9 protein-coding genes are annotated in these 17,072 nt (G+C 69.8%); 4 read left to right on the top strand and 5 right to left on the bottom strand.

Features of this window, described 5'->3' with window-relative positions; translation table 11 throughout:
• Positions 1-105 precede the first annotated feature (105 nt).
• A complete protein-coding gene (locus ACFO60_RS37280; protein WP_380850948.1) occupies positions 106-3,939 on the top strand; it encodes an LGFP repeat-containing protein in 3,834 nt (1,277 codons plus the stop codon).
• Positions 3,940-3,976: 37 nt separating this feature from the next.
• On the opposite strand, the gene ACFO60_RS37275 is transcribed toward ACFO60_RS37280, so the two are convergent.
• The gene (locus tag ACFO60_RS37275; protein ID WP_380850945.1) at positions 3,977-4,822 is read right to left on the bottom strand and encodes a HEAT repeat domain-containing protein; all 846 of its coding nucleotides are present in this window, start codon (positions 4,820-4,822) and stop codon (positions 3,977-3,979) included.
• Between the two features lie 232 nt (positions 4,823-5,054).
• Here ACFO60_RS37275 and ACFO60_RS37270 point away from each other — a divergent pair, with 232 nt between their 5' ends.
• From ACFO60_RS37270 to ACFO60_RS37260, 3 genes are all read left to right on the top strand, one after another.
• Entirely contained in the window at positions 5,055-5,975 is a 921-nt protein-coding gene (locus tag ACFO60_RS37270) for a D-alanyl-D-alanine carboxypeptidase family protein (RefSeq protein WP_380850942.1), read from the top strand.
• Between the two features lie 462 nt (positions 5,976-6,437).
• Entirely contained in the window at positions 6,438-7,814 is a 1,377-nt protein-coding gene (locus ACFO60_RS37265; RefSeq protein WP_380850939.1) for a pectate lyase family protein, read from the top strand.
• Positions 7,815-8,736: 922 nt separating this feature from the next.
• Positions 8,737-10,479 carry a glucuronyl esterase domain-containing protein gene (locus ACFO60_RS37260; protein ID WP_380850936.1) on the top strand — a complete coding sequence of 581 codons (1,743 nt, stop codon included), beginning with the start codon at positions 8,737-8,739 and terminating at the stop codon, positions 10,477-10,479.
• A gap of 122 nt (positions 10,480-10,601) precedes the next feature.
• Here the strand turns inward: ACFO60_RS37260 and ACFO60_RS37255 are convergent, their stop codons facing one another.
• From ACFO60_RS37255 to ACFO60_RS37240, 4 genes are all read right to left on the bottom strand, one after another.
• Positions 10,602-11,285 (bottom strand): haloacid dehalogenase type II, encoded by a 684-nt coding sequence (locus ACFO60_RS37255; RefSeq protein ID WP_380850933.1) that lies wholly within the window; start codon positions 11,283-11,285, stop codon positions 10,602-10,604.
• 70 nt (positions 11,286-11,355) lie between these two features.
• Positions 11,356-11,928 (bottom strand): hypothetical protein, encoded by a 573-nt coding sequence (locus tag ACFO60_RS37250; protein ID WP_380850930.1) that lies wholly within the window; start codon positions 11,926-11,928, stop codon positions 11,356-11,358.
• On the bottom strand, positions 11,925-13,091 hold the full coding sequence (locus ACFO60_RS37245) for a molybdopterin-dependent oxidoreductase (protein WP_380850927.1): 1,167 nt from the start codon (positions 13,089-13,091) through the stop codon (positions 11,925-11,927). Before ACFO60_RS37245 ends, ACFO60_RS37250 begins: the two co-directional genes overlap by 4 nt.
• A gap of 405 nt (positions 13,092-13,496) precedes the next feature.
• Positions 13,497-16,967 (bottom strand): ThuA domain-containing protein, encoded by a 3,471-nt coding sequence (locus ACFO60_RS37240; RefSeq protein WP_380850924.1) that lies wholly within the window; start codon positions 16,965-16,967, stop codon positions 13,497-13,499.
• Between the last annotated feature and the right edge of the window lie 105 nt (positions 16,968-17,072).

Below are 17,072 nucleotides of genomic sequence, written 5' to 3'. Positions count from 1 at the left end.
GGGGCCGAGAACGGCCCGTTCGGCTGTCCGGTGGGGCCGGAAACGGATCTGCGGGACGGCGCTCGCGGCCGGAGACAGCCGTTCGAGCGCGGGGAGATAGCGTGGATGCCCGGCCAGGAGATGGTCATCAGCGTCTTCCGGCTCGGGAACGAGGCGTGCTTCGAGTGGGCCCTGCTGCCGGAATCAGAATTGCATTACGACTATTTCCGGTTCGACATGCTGTACCGGCGAGACGCGGGAGCGCCGTTCGCGGGGCACGGGCACGCGAACATGAAGATCCATGAATCGAAAAAGGGGCGGCAGTGGCTGTACCTGCCGGCGTTCGGAGAATACGCGTTCCAGGTCAAGGGATGTGACAATCCGCTGGTCGGTTCCGAGCGGAGCCGGCAGGGGTGGACCGGCCCGGTCCACCTGACCGTGGGCGCGGCGAGCACCCCTGCCCCCGGCGACCCGGCCGTCCTGGGCGCGATCGCCGACCGGTGGCAGCTTTTCGGCGGCCTCGAAGGCCCGCTCGGGCGTCCGATCGACACGGAGTCCGACGGCGGCGACGGGGCGCGCACGCAGACCTTCGAGCACGGCGTCATCACGACCTTCCCGCTGATCGGCCCGCAGATGGCGATCGTCGCGCACCAGACCGGCGAGTCCGTCGAAGTGCACTGGGGGCACATCCCGGGCACCATTTCCATGGAGACGCGCTTCGAGGCGACGCCCGCCGACAGCGAGCACCCCGATCCCGAGTTCGGCTCATGGGTCAGGCCGACGGATCTGGACGCCTTCCGCTGGGCCTTCGACGGCTACAGCTCGGGCTACTCCCGGTTCCATCCTGACCGGGGCGGGGTCGGCCCGCGTACTCCGGGGACGCCGCGGCCGTATCGGATCCGGATCACCGACTTCGCCGGCCGCGTCTTCCAGGCGCGGGTCCCGTTCGTCTTTCGCGCCTTGGACGTGTGGCTCGATCCGCCCGCGGTCGACAAAACGCCCCAGCACGCGTTCGCCGCGCATGGCGACCGTCTCGACGCGGTGGCCGAGCACTACCTGCGGACGCGCCCGCTCGACTGGAGGGCGGTGCCGGACGGCGAGGATGTCACGTTCCATCTGCTCGCCCTGTTGCACCGCATGACGCGCGATCCGGCGCATCGCAGCCCCGGACGGCCGCGCAGCGGCATCCTGGTGGCGTTGTGCCTGCGTGCGATCGTCGTCAAGAAGATGGGCACCGACGGCGACTACGACATGACCCTGAAGGGCTTGATGACGGTCGCCGGGCGTTACTCGGCGCTCCTGTCCTCCGGCCAGCTCGCCCACATCATCGACGAACTGGTCCCTGAGGGGCATTACGGCGGCCACGACATCACGACCGAGACCCACCTGGTGACCGGCGGCGGGATGAGTTTCCTCGGCGCGGAGACCGAGAACCACCAGCTGATGATGGAGTCGTGCCGGTTCCTGGTGAACCAGGCGCTGTTCGAGCGCACAGGCGAGCCGATCCACAACAGCCTCGAGAACGGGCTGACCGACTGGCTGCTCACTTTCATGCACAAGATCGCCAAGCATGACTTCATGGAGTTCAATTCGCGCAGCTACCAGCGACTGTCCGTGCACGCGCTGCTGAACCTGTACGAGTTCTCGAAGGACTTCGCCATCAGGACGGGGGCGCGGAACCTGCTCGACTTCGCCGCGGTGAAGTTCGCCGTCTCCAGCAGCCGGCTGCGGCACGTGGGCCCTTTCCGCCGGCAGAAGGAGAATCTCAACCGGCCCGACGTCTGGGATTTCAACGACCTCTACGCGAACAAGGGGCACCCGCAGACCGGTTTCTTCCTCATGTATCTGGGCTTTCCCGAGGCCTCGGGAAAGCCTTCCCAGTGGTTTCCCAACGGCTGGGTCCCCGAGGCGCTCATCGCGGGGACATCCTCCTACCGGCCGCCGGCCGCGGCCTACCTGCTGGCGCTGACGCCCTACCCGGCGAGTCAGCATGTCTTCTTCCAGGGCGGCCGTCCGACATTCACGCTGGGCGAGGAGACCGACCCCGGCGTCGAGATCTACTACAAGTCGCCGTCGTTCGTGGTCAGCGCGGGCGGGATGTTCCTCAACAGCGGTTACGGCAGCGACGAGCACGTCCAAATCGCGACGGGAAGCAACGGCGTCGCCATCGCCCAGTCGACGGCATTGCTCCCGACCCAGGCCGACGTGACGTTCGCCGACCTCATCCGGTTCGACCGCTACCCAGACGTTCAGGACAAGCGCCGTCCGGTCAACACCGGGGTGCACGAGGGGTTCGCCTGCGGGGCCAACCTGCGCATCCCCGACAGGTGGCTGAACGCCACGGGCGTCTCGCCCGCGGGGCCCTGGTACGTGCTCAACCTGAACGCCGACCTGCCGGGCATCGGACCGCTCGGCTTCTACGTGGCCGCCTTCCGGGCGCCGGTCTCCAACGGAATTGACCTGCAGTCCCTGTTCGGCGTGGCCCCCGAGAACGCCGGCTTCTTCTACGCCGTCGAGGCGACCACCGTCGGCATCGACTTCGAGACCTTCCGGCAGCGCACCCTCGGCCAGAACTCCTACCCGGGCGAGCTGGAGTACGGCGAGAAGTACACCTTCCACGCCCCGGACGGGCCGAGATTCACGTTCGTCCTGAGAACCGAAGGCGACAAGTACCAGGCGCGGGTCCTGTCGAAGGACGGCGACGTCCTGCCGGACTTCTCCCAGCGGCTCCGGCTCGTCGACGGGCCGCATCTGCGCTCGCCGAACGGACACGACGGGTACATCGAGATCCTCAACCCCGGCGAGTGCCGGACGCCGCTCGTCCTCGACTACCGCAATCCCGTTCACCCGGTCCGCACCGGCAACTCGGCCGCGTGCCCGCAGTGGGACCTCGACACGATCGCCGCGTTCGGCGAACGGGCCCGTTCCCTGTTCGAGAAGGGCCGCTACGACGACGCCCTGCGGACGACGAAGAACGGCGTCGCCCATTTCCTGGACGTCATCGCGGTCAATCCCGGCATCACCATCGAGCCGTTGCGGACGACGGCCGAGATGTGGCTCGGCATCGCCTCGGCCGCGCATCCCGGAAACGTCCCCGTGCAGCGCGCGGCGGCGGACAACGCCTGGGAGATCCTGCGTTATCTGGCGACCCGGCCGGGCGCGGACGACGCGCAACGCGCGCTCCTGGCCTCGCGCATCGCCGTCCTCACCGGCCTGCTGGCCTTCGGATCACCCACGACGCGCCTGGCGAGCGAGGCCGCCGCGCTGGTCCGCCGCCTCTACGGCGGGCTGACCGACCGCGACCACCGGCTCGACATCGCCGCCTCCTGGACCGGCGAATCCCTCTTCCACCACGAAGTCTCCTTCAACCCGGGCAATCCAGATCCGAAGGCCGAGCAGCTCCTGCAGCGGACGACCGCGGCCGAAGCCGCCGCCGTCGTCTTCCCCATGGCCCGCGGGCTGCCCGACCCGTCGCTGACCGTCCCGGACCTGGAACGCATAGCGGACATGCTGACCCGCCTGCTGGGGCTGCTCACCTTCGGCGGCCCCGACTCGGCCCCCAGCGTCGAGGCGGCCGAGCTGGCCCGGATCGTCTACGCCCACCTGACCGGCCGCGATCACCGCCTGGACACCGCCGCCACCTGGGCCGCTCTGTCCAAGCGCCACCACGAGACCTCCATTCATCCCGACAACCCCGACCCGGGGGCCGAGCAGCTCCTGCAACGCCGAGCGGCGGCCCAGGCCGCCGCCCTCCTCATCCCCCTGGCCGAGGCGCTCCCCGACCCCTCCCTCACCGTCCCCGACCTCACGCGTATGGCCGACATACTCAACGAGCTCACCGGCCTGCTCACCTTCGGCGCCCCCACCCCGCCCGACCCCGAGACCACCACCCTCCAGGCGCTCTCCACCCGGGCGGCCGCCCTCCGCGACCGCATCCGCACCCTCCTCGGCGCCCCCTGAGTCCCTGCGTGGACCGGCCGTTCCAAGAGGCGGCCGGTCACGCCGAAGGCGGTCCGTTCAAGGTCTTCAGCGCGCTGTCGAGACGGAGGGCGTCCGAGGTCTCGACGTCCCAGCCGCGTTCCTTGAGCCGTCGCAGGAGCGGCAGGAGCCGAGGATCGCCGAGCTCCTCCGCCGCCTTCACGTAGAGGTTCCCGACGTCCGGGCCGGCGAGCCTCTCCTCGAGCACGGGAAGCACTCGGGGATCGCCACGTTTCGCGAGCGCCACCGCCGCCTCACCGGCGGTGTCCCCCAGCCGGTCCTCCAGGGCCGCGGCGAGAGCTTCGCGGATCTCGGGAGTGTCGTTCTCGGCCTGGACGCCGAGCGAGAAGGTGGCCCAGTCCCGGACGTCGGGGTTGGTATCGCGCATGAGACCCAGCAGCACCTCGACCGCCTCGTCGGGGAGCAGATCCAGATCGCTCGGCGAGGCTCCGGCGGCCACCTGCCAGCGCACGTCGGAGTCGGGGTCGCGAGCGAAGCGCAGGAGGGGGGCGAGCGCCCGCTCGTCATCGGCGACTCCGAGCGCATGGGCGGCGGACCAGCGGAGATTCTCGCCGGCCGTCCGCAGATCGAGTGCTCCGGCGGCCTCGATGAGCGAGGTGAGCTGCCAGGAGACCTCGGGTGAGCCGATGGCGAGCAGGTCGAAGCCGATCGCTCGCATCTTCTCGTCGGGATCCGTCCACAGCCTCCCGGCCAGGCCGAGGACGGCGGCCGGGCCGTCGAGCGACTCACGCAACCGCCCGATGGCGTCGAAGTACTCGTCGAAGAACTCCTCGCTCCAGGGACCGGGCTGGTCCAGCCGCGTGAGGATCTCCTCCGGGACGAGCGGGAACGTGGGTTCGGACATGACAGAAGTGTCAGCTTCCGAACATCCCACCTACAACAGGTTTACCTCGGGCTTCGTGCCCACACCGGCGTCGCGCTCTCGCCGCCGCGTGACCCCGTGCCGCGCTCGGGTGTGCCGGTGGGGCGCCCCATGCGCCAAAGCAGCCACACGAACCTCCCCGCCCGTAAAAATGACGATCGTTTTCCTTAAAGGGGGATAAAACCACTCACAACGGCATGGCAGCCTGAAGCTCGTGCGTGAACGCAACGTCATCACCGGCATCTGCGGGGCCGTGTTCGCCCTGGTCACAGGGCTCTCCTCCCCCGCGCTCGCCCAGTCCGCGACGGCGACGGCCCACACCGCTCCGGCGACGACCGCCACCGCCCAGGCCGCCATCGCCCAGGCCGGCGTGGCGCGCCCGCAGCCGGAGGTCTACGGGCGCGCCTCGTACCTGCTCGACGCCTCGACGGGCAAGGCCCTGCTCGACGACAACGCCGGCGACCGGCTGCCGATCGCGAGCCTGACCAAGGTGATGACCGCCTACGTCGTCCTGCGCGAGGCCAGGCTGACCGACACGGTCCAGATCACCCGCGCGGACGAGAGCTACGCCGACGACCACGGCGGCACGAGCGCCGACCTGCGCCCCGGTGACCGGGTCCCGGTCGGCGAGTTGCTCTACGGCCTGCTGCTGCCCTCGGGCGCCGACGCCGCCCACGCTCTGGCCCGCACCTACGGCCCTGGGGTCGACGGCTTCGTCGCCAAGATGAACGCCACCGCCAGGCGGCTCGGCCTGCGGGACACCCTGTACGTCAACGCCGACGGGCTGCCCATGCCCGGCGGAGACGGCTACTCCACCGCCCAGGACCAGGCCCGGCTGGCCGCGGCGGCGCTGCGCGACGCGACGTTCACGAAGGTCACCTCGACCGAGAGCCACTCGGTCGGCGAGACGGCCCAGCACCGGGCCTACACCTGGACCAACACCAACCATCTGCTCGGCGAGCCGGGCGTGCTGGGCGTGAAGACGGGGTTCACCAACGCCGCCGGATACTGCCTGACCTTCGCCGCCGACCGCGACGGGCGCCGCCTGGTCGGCGTGATCCTCGGCGAGGACGTCTCCAGCCGCCGCTTCTCCACCGCCGAGTCGCTGCTGGACTGGGGCTCCTCCGCCTCCTGATCCGGCCGCCCGGCGGTGCCCGCCCCAAACGGGGGCGGACGCTCACCGTCGGGCCGCTCGATCGAGGGCGTTCATCAACATATCGCCGCAGTCTCGCGGGACACCTTATGCGATGGCATAACCCCGGAAAAGGAACGCGACCGGTCGGCGACCAGGCCCCTTTTCGACGTCTTCGTGCCGTCCAGCGCCCTGTGACGCGCGGCGGGACGCCGCTATGGACGTCGAAGATCGCCGTCCGAAAGTTTCACTATGTTGGCGCTCACAATTGACTGTCATCGCTGGTCGTGAGGACAAGCGCGCCGGGCGGAACCTGCCCTATTGCCCGCGCATCCACGCACGGATAATTTCGCGGTTCCGTCGTCGCCCTGCTGTGGGCGGGCGGAGTCCGGCGGCCCCGCGCCGTCGAGCGCCCGGAACTCCCGTTCTCCCCACTCACGCGCGAGACCGAAAAAGGAGCGCGAGATGCGCACAAGACGACCATGGCTGGCAGTGCTCACCGGCACGACCACCGCCCTCCTGCTCCTGACGGGGCTCACGGCGATGCGCGCCTCCGCCGCCGCCGGCTGCCAGGTCTCCTACGCGGTGGCATCCCAGTGGGGCGGCGGGTTCGGCGCCAGCATCACGATCACCAACCTGGGCGACCCGCTGACCGCCTGGCAGCTGAAGTGGTCCTTCGACGCCGGGCAGACCGTGACGCAGGGCTGGAACGCCACCTACTCGCAGAGCGGGAGCACCGTCACCGCCGACAACGTCGACTACAACGGCGCCCTGGGCAGCGGCGCGTCCGCCTCGATCGGTTTCAACGGCAGCTGGACCGGCTCCAACCCCGTTCCCTCCTCCTTCACCCTCAACGGAGTGACCTGCAACGGCTCGGTCACCGGCTCGCCGACCCCGAACCCCACGCCGACCTCGACTCCGACGCGCACCCCGACGGCCACGCCGACTCCGACTCCGACGCCCACGCCGACCCCGACGCCCGGCAACCCCACCGGTCTGGTCGGATGGGCGACCCAGGGCGGCGGGACGACCGGCGGCGGCAACGCGGGCGCCACCACGGTGACCAGTTCCTCGGCACTGAGCAGCGCGGCGAGCGGAACCAACGCCGCGGTGATCCGGGTGTCGGGAACCATCTCCTGCTCCGGCATGATCAAGGTCGGCTCCAACAAGACCATCCTCGGCAACTCCGGCGCGACCATCGCCGGCTGCGGGCTGAACGTCGCCAACGCCTCCAATGTGATCATCCGTAACCTGACCTTCCGGAACTGGGACGACGACGCGATCAACGTCCAGTACTCGACCCGGGTGTGGCTGGACCACAACACCCTGTCCAACGGCTACGACGGCGCCATCGACATCAAGCGGGCCAGCGACTACGTGACCGTCTCCTGGAACCGCGTGTTCAGCCACGACAAGACCATGCTGCTCGGCCACAGCGACGACAACGGCGGCGAGGACCGCGGCCACCTGCGCGTCACCTACCACCACAACTACTTCGACGGCACCAACCAGCGCCACCCCCGCGTGCGCTTCGGCAACCCGGTGCACGTCTACAACAACTTCTACCGCAGCGTCGGCTCGTACGGCGTGGCCTCGACGGAGGGCGCGGGCGTGCTGGTCGAGGGCAACTACTTCGAGAACACCAAAGATCCGTTCCACCTCGGCGAGGGCGACTCCGGTCCCGGCACCCTGGTCGCGCGCGACAACTACTTCACCGGCTCCGGCAGCGGCCAGCAGGGCGGCTCCGTCGCGTCGATTCCCTACTCCTACAGCAAGGACCCGGCGGCCAACGTCAAGTCCATCGTGACCGCGGGCGCCGGCGCAGGAAAGATCACCGTCTGAACCGATCGGCGCGTCTCGCCGGACAGGGGCGAAGGGGCGCCCCCGCGCCGTCCATCGGTGCGGGGGCGTTTCTGTCATGCCGCACGGCACCGGCGTCGTGAAGCTTCGGCCCTATTCGATCCTTGTGTGCGGCCGGCGGCGGCGTTCACCTCTGGGACGCGCCGGCCGTCCCCTCACCGCCTCCGGTCGATGACCGGCATCTCACCCGGGGCTGAGGCGCCGCTCCGCGCGCGCCGGCGCCGCCGGTCCTGCCTCGCATCGGTGACCGGACGCCGCAAATCTCGATACACCTCCGGGGCGCCCGGCCGCTCCGGCCGACGGCAGGCCGCAATTTTCGAGGCGGAATCTCGATGAATTCGGGCCATCGGCGGCGACCACGCCCCATTCTCCATCCAGGGGCGAGAGCGAGGACGGCGTCCTTTCTGTACATGCGGGACCGCCGGGCCTTCGATCGTCTTCTCCTATCGAAGATCCGGCGAAATCGATTCGGCGTGATCCTTGAGTTTCGGCAACCAGCCGATACTTTCATCGTGTCTCCGCTTCGGAGGAGAGCGATCCTCGCCCCCTCTACCAGGCATCCTGCGCGCGGACACCGGGCCTCCACAGGGACCGGCCCGGTGCTCCGCGCCACGCGCATCGAGTCCGGGATACGGGGCCTGAAACATTTCTGCGTCCCGACGCGAGCCCGGATCGTGCGACGGCGGGCCGAACTCCCCTGCCGCCCGCAAAAATCGGCGGTTCGCCGTGATCGGTTGCATCTACATTCAGCGGGCGCCGACCGATGACCAGCGAGAAGAATCCGCCACACCGAAGCGGTGTTGACACTCAGCAAGATCATTCTTGACTCTGGGACGTACTCGACATCCGTGATCATCGATCGAGGATCGTCGCTTCCGTCATCCTCCCCGGAAGGAGAGCCCCAGTGGTCATCAACTCGGGCCGCTCTAGGATGCGCTCGGCGGTCGTCGCGCTGGCGGTGACGGCGTCGCTCGCGATCGCTGGAGCGGGGACGATGGTCGCCGCCGAGGCCGCCGTGCCCCCGGCGGCCGTACCCGCCGCGGCCGTGCCCGCGGCCGTCGCGGCGGCCGCGAACGGAGTCGAAGACGAGGGCGCCGACTGCCCGGTCCCCGCTCTTCCCGACACCGGATCGTTGCCCACCGTCTCCCGGCTCCCCGACCCCTTCACCAAACTGAACGGCACGCGCATCTCCACCAAGGGCGATTGGCGCTGCCGTCGCGAGGAGATCAAGAAGCTGTCGGAGAAGTTCGTCTACGGTGAGAAGCCCGGCAAGCCCGCCAGCGTCACCGGCACCGTCTCCGGCAGCACCATCACCGTCAACGTCTCGCACAACGGCAAGAGCTCCAGTTTCTCGGCCGGTGTCCAGCTGCCCAGCGGCACCGGCCCCTTCCCCGCCGTCGTCGTCCTTGGCGGATTCGGCGCCGACACCGCCTCCATCCGCGCGGCCGGCGCCGCCACCATCACCTACGACCCCTACGCCGTCGGCAAGGAAGGCACCCCCAGAAACAACAAACAGGGCGCCTTCTACAGCATCTACGGTTCCAACAGCAGCACCGGACTGCTCATGGCGTGGGCCTGGGGCGTCAGCCGCATCATCGACGTCATCGAACAGTCCGGCGGCACCATCCTGCGCGCCGACATCGGCGTCACCGGCTGCTCCCGATTCGGCAAAGGCGCCTTCGTCGTCGGCGTGTTCGACCAGCGCATCGGCCTGACCATGCCGATCGAGTCAGGCAGCGCCGGCGTGCCCATCTTCCGCGGCATCCCCGGCGAAGGCGCCCAGAGCCTCAGCAGCGCCTACGGCGAGCAGCCCTGGCTGGGCGACGCGTTCGGCTCCTTCACCAGCAGCCCCACACGCCTGCCGGTCGACACCCATGAAATGGTCGCCATGGTCGCCCCCCGTGGCCTGTTCATCATGGACAACCCGCACATCGTCAACCTCGGCCCCAAATCAGCCGGCGTCGCCGCCCTGGGCGGAGCCGAGGTCTACAAAGCCCTCGGCGCCGGGGCCAACATCACCTACTGGTCCGACGTCACCGACGGCAACCACTGCGCCAACCGGACCGAGTGGCGCACTCCCCTGCAGCAGAACATCCAGAAATACCTGCTGAAGACCGGCAGCGCCGCCGGCACCATCAGAATGCACTCCAAGGCCCAGGGCAACCTGGCCGAATGGCGCGACTGGACCACCCCCACCCTCACCGACACCAACCCCACTCCCACCCCGACGCCCACACCCACGCCGACCCCGACCCCGACCCCCACGCCGACCCCGACCCCCACACCCACACCCACACCCACGCCGACCCCGACCCCCACCCCGACGCCGACTCCCACGCCGACGCCGGTGCCGGGTGGTTGCGCGGCGACGATCACCACGGTGAACTCCTGGGGCGGCGGCTTCCAGTCGTCGGTCACGGTGCGGGCCGGCAGCAGCGCGATCAACGGGTGGACGGTGACCTGGAGCTGGCCGGGTTCCCAGTCGATCACCCAGGTGTGGGGCGGCGTGCGCTCGGGTTCCGGAGCCAATGTCTCGGTCAAGAACGAGAGCTGGAACGGCAAGCTCGCCGCCGGCGCCACGGCCGAGTTCGGCTTCATCGCCAACGGCACTGCCGCCACGCCGGCGCTGACCTGCGGCGCTTCTTGACCGGCGGCCTCGCGCCGGCACGCCGCTGATCGCGGCGGAAGGCGACAGGACCGGGCACTCTCGTCACGAACGGGAGTGCCCGATTTCCGTTGGTCACGGCCGGGCTCTCAGCGGCCGGTCCCTCAGCGTTCCGCCCACTGGGCGGCCAGCGCCACGAGGTCGGGCGCGGAGACGTGCGGGGCGGTCATCACCTTCGGGTAGGGCACACCGCGCCGGTCCAGCCAGGCCCCGGTCAGCCCGGCTCGCTGGGCGCCGTCGACGTCCCAGGGGTGCACGGCCACCAAGGCCGCCTGGTCCGGCCGCACCCCTGCCTTGCCGACCGCGTAGTGGTAAGCGCCGCGGGCCGGTTTCCACACCCGGGGACCGCTCACGTCGAGCGTCGCCTCCACCAGGTCGAGCAACCCCTCACGAGCCAGGATGCTCCCGGTCATCGCCGCGGCGCCGTTGGTCATGGTGAACAGCCGGATGCCGCTCTCGCGGAGCAGCCGCATCCCGCCGGGGATGTCGGGATGAACGCGCAGCTCGGCGAAGGCGCCCAGCACGTGGCCGACCGACGCGTCGGTGCCGGAATCACTGCCTGCCAGCAGGTCCCTCAGCACGTCGGCGGCGATGGAGGCGAAGTCGGCATAAGCGCCGGCCGCGGTGAGCGCGAACCCGTCACGCAGCACGCCGGCGAACCAGGTGCTCATCGCCTCACCGGGAAGGCCGATCTCCTCGAACCGGCCGCGCAACGGCTCCATGTCGATGAGCGTCTCGTTCACATCGAAGATCACGACGTGCGGTCGGGTGACGGAGGCCTCGGTCATGTTCTCTCCTCGGGTCGCAGGAGCCGCCTCCGATCGTAGAACACCCCTCGCGGCGCGGCGCCGGGCCGTTTCAGCGCCCGCCTCGCCGGCTCCAGGCGCGCACCGGCCGTCCGCCGTCCCGATCTTCGGCCCGCTCGGCCGCCCGGCTCCTGAGCCGGGCGGCCGCCATGGCCGCGGCGGCGGCGACCGCGATCACGGCCAGGACGAGCAGCAGGTTGCGCCCGTAGTCCAGCGGCAGCACAGAAAGGTCGTCGGCCCGCCGTCCGATGCCCAGCACCATGGGCGCCGCCACCAGCGAGAGCACGGCCGCCACGCCGAGCGCCGCGCGGACCCAGAACCGGTACGGCTCGCGCACCGCGCCCGCGAGCACGGCGGCCGTCATGACGAGCGGCACCACGACACCGTCGTGCGCGGCGATCAGCCCGCCGAACCACAGGGCCCAGCCGAGCGGATCGGTGCGCCGGGCGTCCACGGCCAGGCCGGCGAGCCCGACGGCGACCAGTGCGCCACCGGCCCCGTACCCCGCCCATCGCCACCGGCCCGGACCGGTGCGGGAGGCCCGTGCCGGCTCGCCGGCGACGTCACGGGAGGTTCCGTCCGGCGCGCTCGCCGCACCACGGGAGTTTCCGTCCGGCTCGTTCATGAGACCACCACCTTCGTGACCCATTTGGTCTGCAGCACTCCCGGCCGGTTGGGCGCTATGAGGCGGAGCGGGTAGCCGTGGTCGGGGGCGAGCGGTGCGCCGCCCAGCCGCAGGGCCAGCAGGGTGAGCGGGTCGCTCCAGTGCGGCGAGCGCACCTGGCTGGACCGGTAGGCGCCGCCCCGCTCCAGCGACTCGACCATGACCACGGCGTCCGGGGCCACGCCCGCCCGGGCGAGCAGGTCGCGCAGGCGTACGCCGGTCCAGTCGGCCTCGGCGCTCCAGCCCTCCACGCAGGAGATCGGCAGCCGCACGGTGTGCTGCGGTAGTCGCACCAGGTCGGCGTAGGTCAGCGACAGCTCGGCGCGGACCGCGCCGGTCACCGTGAGCCGGTACGCCGGATCGCCGATGACCTCGGTCACGCGCGCGGCGGCGGCCGACCTGTTCACCGGGATGCCCTGCGGGCCGATGTGCGGGGCGCGCGGGGCGAGCACGGCCAACGGGGCCAGCGGCGCGTAGGTCTCGCCCACCGTGACCAGGACGGTGACCCCGGACGCGGCGGCCACCGTGGCCAGGAACCGGCGCCTGCCCGGCGCGTCCGGTTCGACCCGTTCCCGCGTCCACAGCCGCGCGCGGACCTTCGCCCACTCGTTGACCACGTGGATGACCAGGGCGCCGTAGACGAGGTAGGCCGTCCAGTAGTGCGCCGCGGTGAAGGAGAACGGCCACAGATACGCGTAGGAGATGTTCAGCAGCCCGGTGACCAGCTGGAACAGCGAACCGCCGACCAGGACGAGCACGAGGACGCGTTCCACGGCGTGGGACGCCGACCGGAAGGGCGGCCACTGGAACAGCTTCGGGTAGACGGTCCACAGCTTGGCGAGCAGCAGCGGGATCGTCGCCAGCCCGCCGATGACGTGCAGGCCCTGCGTGACCCGGTACAGGTTGACCGGCCGGGACGGCCACAGCAGCCAGGCCGGCGGATGCTGCGTGAAATGGCTCATCAGCCCGGTGGCGAAGGCGACCGTGAAGGCGGCTCCGAGCCACACCCCCAGCTGGGCGGCCACTCGCTCGGAGTGCAGGCCGCTGGTGAAACGCCGGGAAACGCCCCGCACGACGTTTTCGGCCCGGCTGTTCAGACCGCTCAGATCAGGACGGGAAAGCATCGTCCCGCCTCGTTCCCGTGGCCGGCGGACGGGAAGCCGCGGCGCCGTGTCCGGCGCTCACCGGTTCCGGCGGCCGGAGAGCCGGCGCGGCCGAGGCTCTTCCGTTTCCCGTGCGCCCGTCCGCCAGGGAGGGAGAATTCCGCCGGGCGATCGTTCACGTCGGAGTTTTCGATCACTCCGCGACCCTACAGCGGCGCGCGTTCATTGATTCTTACGGATCTGTGACGTGACGCCCAGGCGCTCTGCCACGCTGACCTGGGATGTTACGCCGCCTTTGACCCGGCCGGCTCGGGATGACGCCGCGTTCGGGGAACGCGTCGGCGGGCCGGTCCCGAAGGACGGCCCGCCGAAAGCGGTTCGAAGGGGAGACCCCGGCGCCCGCGGGGGCGGGCGCCGGGGCGTGGGTCAGCCGACCTGAGTGAACTTCCACTGCTGGTTGGTGCCGGTGTTACAGGCCCACTGGACGAGCTGGACGTCGTTCGCCGTGGAGGCGTTGGGGACGTCCAGGCACTTGCCGCCGTTCGCCGAGATGACGCGGTAGACACCTGTCGTTCCGGTGGATTCGAAGCGCCACTTCTGGTTGGCGGCGCCCGAGCAGCCCCACTGCTGGATCAGGGCGCCGTCGGCGGTCGAGGCGTTCGCGACCTGCATGCACTTGTTGCTGTGCACGGCGGCCAGGGTGAACGTCCCGCTACCGGCGTCGGTCACCTTCCACTGCTGGTTGGCGCCACCGCCGGCCGTCCACTGGATGACGGCGCCGCCGTCGGCGGTCGACTGGCCTCTGACGTCGGCGACCTTGTTGCTGTGCCCGGCGGTCAGCGTGTAGGTGCGCCCGCTCTGCGGGCCGCCGGTGTTGCCGCCGCCCTGCCCGACGCCCGCGCCGTTGAAGGTGATCGAGTCGACGTCGAAGGCGTTCGCCGTCGGTGCCCGGAACACCATGTAGACGTTATGGGTGCCACCGGGGTTGGTGACCGCCACCGCCGGCAGGGACTGGTAGGTGTTCGAGCCGCCGGTGCTCGGCACCGAACTGGACGCGATGAGCGCCCCGGTCGGCGAGTCCGAGCGCAGCTCGATCGAGCCGCCGGTGGCGGACTGCGCCGCTACGCGGAAGGACACCGAGTCGATCCCGGTCAGGTTCATCGGAGTGAAGGAGACCCAGTCGCCGCCCGAGATCTGGCCGACGCGCCTGCCGCCCTCCGCTCCGCTCTGGTCGACGACCGAGACACCCGACGAGCCCGTGAAGAACTCGGCCTGCTTGTGCTTGGGCTGCAGCGTGATCCCGGTGCTGGTCTTCAGGCCGCTCGCGTCGGTGTACTCGGCGATCAGGACGTAGTAGACGTTGGACGCCTCGTCGTGACCGGACGCGGTGGTCGTGAGGGTCCCGGAACAGCCGTTGAACTGGCCGGTGTCATGGCTGTGCGAGTCATGGCCGAGCGCGGTGATCACGGTCACCCTCGAGCAGTCGACCGTGCCGTCCTCGGGATCGGTGACGTTCACCGTGTAGGCGACGGTGTCACCGAAGTTGATGAACCCGCCTTCCGCCGGGGCCCCGAAGGTGACCGTCGGACGGGTGTTGCCGACGACCACGGCCACCGTGATGGTGCCCGTCTTCCCGCCGGTGTCCCGTACGGTCAGCCTGGCGTTGTAGGTGCCGTTGGCGGTGTAGGTGTGGGACGGGCTGGCGCTGGTGGAGGTTCCTCCGTCGCCGAAGTCCCACGCGTAGGTGATCGCGTCGCCGTCCGGGTCGGACGAGCCGGTGGAGGAGAACGTGACGGTCAGCGGGGCGCTGCCCGAGTCCGGGTTGACGGTCGCCCTGGCGATGGGGGCGCGGTTGCCTCCGGTGCCTCCGAGGTAGTCGACCCGGTAAACGCCGTCGTCGGTGTTGCTGTGACCGAAGCCGTTGCCCCAATCGGCGTAGTACAGGGCGCCGTCCGGGCCGAACTTCATGTCGATGGGCGCGTGCGGGGCGAGCTGCGCCACGAAGGGGTTGATCTTCAGGAGGTTGCCCGAGGAGTCCAGGCGCAGCTCCTTGACGAAGTTGCGGCTCCAGTCGTAGAAGAACGGCGTCTTGTCGAAGTACTCCGGGAACTTGCGGTCGGAGGCGCTGTTGGCGTCGTAGTGGTAGAACGGGCCGCCCATCGGGGCCGCGCCGCCGCAGCAGTTGATCTCGGGGAACTCGGCGGAGGCGTGGTAGTTGTACCAGATGGTCGCGGACTTGGCCGCGGGCAGGTTGGTCAGCCCGGTGTTGTTGGGCGAGTTGTTGACCGGCGCCGAGCAGTTGAACTTCGAGCCGGAGGTGTTGGTGGAGAAGTTGAAGTCGTTGAACGGGATGTTGTTGCCGACGCAGTAGGGCCAGCCGAAGTTGCCCGGCTCCTTGATCAGGTTCCACTCGACGGTGCCCTCGGGCCCGCGGTTGGAGTTCGCCGAACCCGCGTCGGGACCGTAGTCACCCACCGAGATCCAGCCGGTGTCCCTGTCGACGGAGAAGCGGAACGGGTTGCGGAAGCCCATCGCGTAGATCTCGGGACGCGTCTTGGCGGTCCCGGGCGCGAACAGGTTGCCGGAGGGGACGGTGTAGGTGCCGTCGGACTCGGGGTGGATGCGCAGGATCTTGCCGCGCAGGTCGTTGGTGTTGGCGGCGGAACGCTGGGCGTCGTAGTGCTCGCGGCCGGACCGTTCGTCGATGGGCGCGTAACCGCTGGAGCCGTTGGGGTTGGTGTCGTCACCGGGGCCGATGTAGAGGTTGCCGTTCGGGCCGAACGCCAGGTAGCCGCCGGTGTGACCGGGCTCGTCGACGTTGCGATACGCCGGGACCTCGATGATCTTCTTCTCGCTCGACATGTCGAGTGACGTGCCGTTGAGCGTGAACCGGGACACCCGGTTGACCTCGCCGCCATTCGAGGGCGAGTAGTTGAGGTAGATCCAGCGGTTGGTGGCGAAGTTCGGATCGAGCGCGATGCCGATGCCGCCGTCCTCGCCGCCGTCGTACACCGACAGGGTGCCGATCGTGCGCGGCGACCCGCCGGAGGGAATCGCGTTCACCTTGCCCGAACGGGAGATGTAGTAGACGGTGCCGTCGGCGGCCACGTCGAGCTCCATGGGCTGGTCGGGGGCGCCGTCCAGGGTCACCTTCTGGAACCGGGACGCGATGGTGCCGCCGCAGTTGCCGGGCGCGACGCCCGCCGCCCACTGCACGCCGCCGAGCACGTGCTGCTTGAACAACGGCTCGGAGTAGGAGGAGGCGTTGTGGCCCATCGCGGTGGCCCACACCCGGGCGGTCTCAGGGTTGTGACACCAGGAGATCGGGTGGTCTGCGCCCATCTTGCTCGACCCGGCGTCGTAGGTCGTCTCGTCCGCGGTGACCAGGACGTGGACGCTGCCGCGCATGTTCTTGTCGAAGTTGTACCACTCCTCGGTGCGCGTCCACCGGTCCGGCAACCCCTTGGTCGAGGGGTGCGCCTTGTCGGCGACCTTGGCGGTGCCCTGCACGATCGAGGAGTGCGCGGTCATGTGGGCGCCGGCCAGCACCGTCTGGTCCCACCAGGGGAACGACGACTCGATGTTCATGTCGGTGGCGTTGTGGATCGCGACGATGCCGTGGCCCGAGCGCACGTACGCCTGCGCGGCCGCGCGCTGCGAGTCGTTGTCCCAGACCATGCCGGAGGTCTGGAGCATGATCACGGCGTCGTAGGTGTTCAGCGTCGCCGTATTGAAGACGCTGGAGTCCTCGCTGCGGTCAAGCTGGAAGTTGTTGTCGGCGGCCAGCTGCTGGAACATCGTGATGCCGGCGGAGATGGAGTCGTGCCGGTACGCGCCGGACGCCGTCTTGCTGAACAGCAGCACTTTGAACAGCGGGGCCGCGGCCTGCGCCGGCACCGCTGTGAACGAAAATAACAGCAGAAAAGCGGTGAGGATGTGGAGTAGTCGTCGTGGTCGTTGCATGAGGGGTCTCCAGACGGGGGCACCGGTTCCGGGCCGGTG

Source organism: Sphaerisporangium dianthi (assembly GCF_042654065.1).
GTDB lineage: Bacteria > Actinomycetota > Actinomycetes > Streptosporangiales > Streptosporangiaceae > Sphaerisporangium > Sphaerisporangium dianthi.
The sequence above is the reverse complement of the archived record's forward strand: the minus strand, read 5'-3'. Positions and strand labels throughout refer to the sequence as shown.

Coding starts and splice junctions, on each gene's coding strand:
- ACFO60_RS37280 (WP_380850948.1), top strand. CDS start 106: ATGCCCGGCCAGGAGATGGTCATCAGCGTCTTCCGGCTCGGGAACGAG.
- ACFO60_RS37275 (WP_380850945.1), bottom strand. CDS start 4,822: ATGTCCGAACCCACGTTCCCGCTCGTCCCGGAGGAGATCCTCACGCGG.
- ACFO60_RS37265 (WP_380850939.1), top strand. CDS start 6,438: ATGCGCACAAGACGACCATGGCTGGCAGTGCTCACCGGCACGACCACC.
- ACFO60_RS37255 (WP_380850933.1), bottom strand. CDS start 11,285: ATGACCGAGGCCTCCGTCACCCGACCGCACGTCGTGATCTTCGATGTG.
- ACFO60_RS37250 (WP_380850930.1), bottom strand. CDS start 11,928: ATGAACGAGCCGGACGGAAACTCCCGTGGTGCGGCGAGCGCGCCGGAC.
- ACFO60_RS37245 (WP_380850927.1), bottom strand. CDS start 13,091: ATGCTTTCCCGTCCTGATCTGAGCGGTCTGAACAGCCGGGCCGAAAAC.